Origin of the sequence: Rubrivirga sp., from assembly GCF_049648075.1 — a bacterium.
In the GTDB taxonomy this organism is placed as follows: Bacteria; Bacteroidota; Rhodothermia; order Rhodothermales; family Rubricoccaceae; genus Rubrivirga.
This window is the reverse complement of sequence record NZ_JBARYR010000099.1, coordinates 1-3196: the sequence shown is the minus strand read 5'-3', so window position 1 is coordinate 3196 and position 3196 is coordinate 1. Positions and strand designations below refer to the sequence as shown.

Genomic DNA, 3196 nt, shown 5'->3' with positions numbered 1-3196 from the left:
GGTTCAAACGGCGGTCGAGACGGCACTGCGCCGAGCCGTACTGGCCCTCGCCGTACTGGTCCTCGACCTCGCTCGTGTAGTCCAGCGTCTCCGGCCGTTTGTTGAAGAGCGACCCGAGCATGGCGATGCCACCGCCGCCGAGTTGACCACAGAGAGCGGAGGCGGAGGGGGTTCGCATGGTTTGAAGCGTCGTGTCCGGTGTTGGGGGTCGCCACATCCGTACCCCGATACCCGTTGGGGACGGCTCTAGCACGGGTCGTGGCGGACTCCCGAAGCACGATGCCTGATCACACGAGAGACAGTTGAATCGCCGAGCAGGCGGCCCGCGAGGGACGTGCCCGTCGCGCTTGACCGCGCATGTTCTCGGCGCGCGTGACCCACTCTAGGTTCTCGGCCCGGTCGTCGGACGGGTCGCCGTGGGGGTTGGGGACGAAGGCTGCTGCGACGAGACGGTAGACGGATGGACAACGCCGACCGCAGATCCGGTGCTCAGTCTGCGCCGTTCTTGATCCAGGTCAATGACTCCGGGCTCACCGGCGGGGCATGTTGGGCGGGCACCCCACTCCCGAACCAATGGACCACCCCGTTCTGACGCTCGCCCTGCTTGTCCTGCTCGTACCCCCGAGCGCGCTCGGCCAGCCCACTTCCTCAGACCCGCCGCACCCCACCTTCGACGACCGGGTCACGGTCATGGCCGGCCTCAACCAGATCGCCCTCGGGGGCGTCAACGTCGCCGCGTCGGTCCACCGAGGACGGTTCGTCGCCGAGTACTCCCACGGTATCGCGCTCGACTTCAACACGTTCGACGACGCCCTCCTCATCGAGGCCGACCGGGACATCGGCCTCGACCTCGACGTCCCGTGGACGACCGGTTTCGGACTCGGATACCGGCTGACTCCACGGCTCGACGTCCGTGCCGAGTTCAAGGCGCACCGGCACGAGGCTTCCGTCGAGGGCGCCGTCGCCGCCGAGTACACCACGTTCACGGCCGGGGCCGGAGTGTACTACGCCCTGCCCTTGGGACGTGGCTTCCGACTGGAACCCTCGGTCCGATACTGGCCGACGGTCGCGACGACGCTCGACGATGGCGTGGTCCAGTTCGAGATGACGGACGGCTCGGTCGTCGTTCACGAGGCGTACGACATCCGGCCGTTCGTCAACGTCTCTGTGGGGTACGGCTTCTGATCTCGGGGTGTCGCTACCGGAGTCGCCGTCGGATCCGGCTCAGCGCCTCCGGTGTGACGCCGAGGTACGAGGCCACCATGTACTGAGGGACCCGGAGGATCACGTGAGGGCTCCGGTCGAGAAGTCGGCGGTACCGCTCCTCGGCTGGGATTTGTTGAGACTCGGACGCTCGGGTCCGGAGGCCTTCGACGAGCCGGTCTGCGGCGACGGCTTTTAGTGCGCTGAGGCCTGGGGCGAGTTCGACCAGCGCTCGGTAGTCGGCGCTCGTGATGGCGAGCCCCTCGACGGCCTCGATGGCTTCGGCCGTATGAGAGGCCGGTCGGCCCTCGAAGAAGTCGCCGTAGTCGCCTGCGAAGGCGCCCTCGAAGTCGAACCCCGTCACGTGCTCGTTCCCGTCGCGGAGGGCGTAGTACCTCACGCCCCCGCTGTGGAGCCAGACGATCCGTCCCGACCGCTCCCCCACACGCAGGAGGACGTCCCCACGCCCGAACTCGACGGGGACCGCGCGAGCCTCGATCTCTCTCCACGCCTGGTCCGAGAGGTCGACGAGCGGCGAGAGCGATTGGCGGAACGCGTTCAACATCGGATCGAGACAGACGACGGGGGCCTCCACCGGGCCGAGCGAAGCTCGGCAGTGGCCGAAACCCTGCCCAAACAAGAACGGCCATACTACGGCCTCCTCCACACACACCGAACCCATGACGACCCGATCTCTCGCCCTCGCCCTGCTGGCGGCTTTATTGGACCTCACCCCTTCTGCCGCGGCCCAGACGACGCCCGACGTCCGAGCCGAGAAGCAGCTCGAGTTCTCCGTCGGCGTGGTGCTCCCCCAGGTCCTGGGCGGCGAGGAGCTCCTCCGCTCGCGCGACCTCCGCGACGCGGGCCTGAGCTACCACGCCGGCCCCGACGGCGCCCGCCGCGACGTGGGCGACTACGGCGCCCTGACCGGATTCCGCCTCGAGGTCGCCTACCACCGGCCGCTCACGCGGGGTCTGCTCTACGGCGTCGTCGTGAACAGCTCGCTCACCGGGACGCAGCCGTCCGAGGGCGGCTACGCCGAGGGGTACTTTTTCAACACCGTCGACGTCGGCCCGTCGCTCAAGGTCTACCCGCTCGACTCGGGCGCCTACGTCCGCGGGACGGTCGGGATGGCGTCGGTGTTCACCAAGGACCGGTTCGTCGGCGACTCGGGCGAGCAAGAGTTCTTCCACCAGTTCGGGATCGGCGTCGGCGGCCAACTCGACGTTGGCTACACGCTCGCGCCGTTCGCCGACCCCACGATCGGCGTCGAAGTCCGCGCCGGGTACCGGCTTTCGACCGCGCGCGTCGAGGTGAACGGGCTCGGCGACGACGCGTGGCGCTACGGGTCGCTCCATGCCGATGTCGGCATCGTCTTCTGAGCTAGCCCCTGCCTAGGCTCTGCCTCGTGATTCGGTAGCCTCGGCGACCTCACCCGCCGTCGAACTCTTGGCCCCTCGTCGTCACATCCTCTCCGACCGCCAGTGGGCGGCCATCGCCGACCTCTTCGAGCGTCCTCGCCGACCGGGCGGCCAGTGGAAGGACCACCGGCTCGTGCTCTACGGCGTACTCTGGGTGCTCAAGACCGGCGCCCAGGGGCGCGATCTCCCCGGTCGGTTCGGCCCCTGGAAGACCGTCTACGGCCACTTCGCGCGGTGGCGCGACGACGGCCCGCTCGACCGCGTCGGACTCATCGAGTGGTCGGCCTTCTGCGTCAACTCGACTACGGTCCGGGCCTGGCGCGTCGCCGAGGGCGCCCGAAAAGGGGGGCTCCGCCGACCGGGCCGCTCGCGCTGGTGAGCCGGCGGACTATGCGCTGGGGCGGTCACGCGGCGATCTTACGACCGAGGTTTACCTCGTGATCGACCGGCTCGTGATCGACCGGCGCGGCCTCCCGCTCGCGGCTGTCGTGGCGCCGGGGCAACGGGACGACTCGGCTCCGTTCGAGGTCGCGCTCGACACTGTCGCCGTGCGGCGGCCCTCGGGGCAGGTC

The 3196-nt window shown here is 69.1% G+C and carries 5 protein-coding genes; 3 read left to right on the top strand and 2 right to left on the bottom strand.

Features of this window, described 5'->3' with window-relative positions; translation table 11 throughout:
- Positions 1-287: 287 nt before the first annotated feature.
- Positions 288-482: an HNH endonuclease gene (locus tag WBA11_RS02695; RefSeq protein WP_424519183.1), complete on the bottom strand. Its 195-nt coding sequence runs from the start codon at positions 480-482 to the stop codon at positions 288-290.
- A gap of 91 nt (positions 483-573) precedes the next feature.
- Between WBA11_RS02695 and WBA11_RS02690 the strand changes: the two genes are divergently transcribed.
- The gene (locus WBA11_RS02690) at positions 574-1185 is read left to right on the top strand and encodes a hypothetical protein (protein WP_424519182.1); all 612 of its coding nucleotides are present in this window, start codon (positions 574-576) and stop codon (positions 1183-1185) included.
- A gap of 13 nt (positions 1186-1198) precedes the next feature.
- Here the strand turns inward: WBA11_RS02690 and WBA11_RS02685 are convergent, their stop codons facing one another.
- Positions 1199-1768: a Crp/Fnr family transcriptional regulator gene (locus WBA11_RS02685; protein WP_424519181.1), complete on the bottom strand. Its 570-nt coding sequence runs from the start codon at positions 1766-1768 to the stop codon at positions 1199-1201.
- A gap of 115 nt (positions 1769-1883) precedes the next feature.
- On the opposite strand from WBA11_RS02685, the gene WBA11_RS02680 reads away from it, so the two are divergent.
- Positions 1884-2585, top strand: a complete 702-nt coding sequence (locus tag WBA11_RS02680; protein ID WP_424519180.1) for a hypothetical protein — start codon at positions 1884-1886, stop codon at positions 2583-2585.
- Between the two features lie 67 nt (positions 2586-2652).
- The gene (locus tag WBA11_RS02675; protein ID WP_424519179.1) at positions 2653-3003 is read left to right on the top strand and encodes a transposase; all 351 of its coding nucleotides are present in this window, start codon (positions 2653-2655) and stop codon (positions 3001-3003) included.
- The last annotated feature ends 193 nt before the right edge of the window (positions 3004-3196 follow it).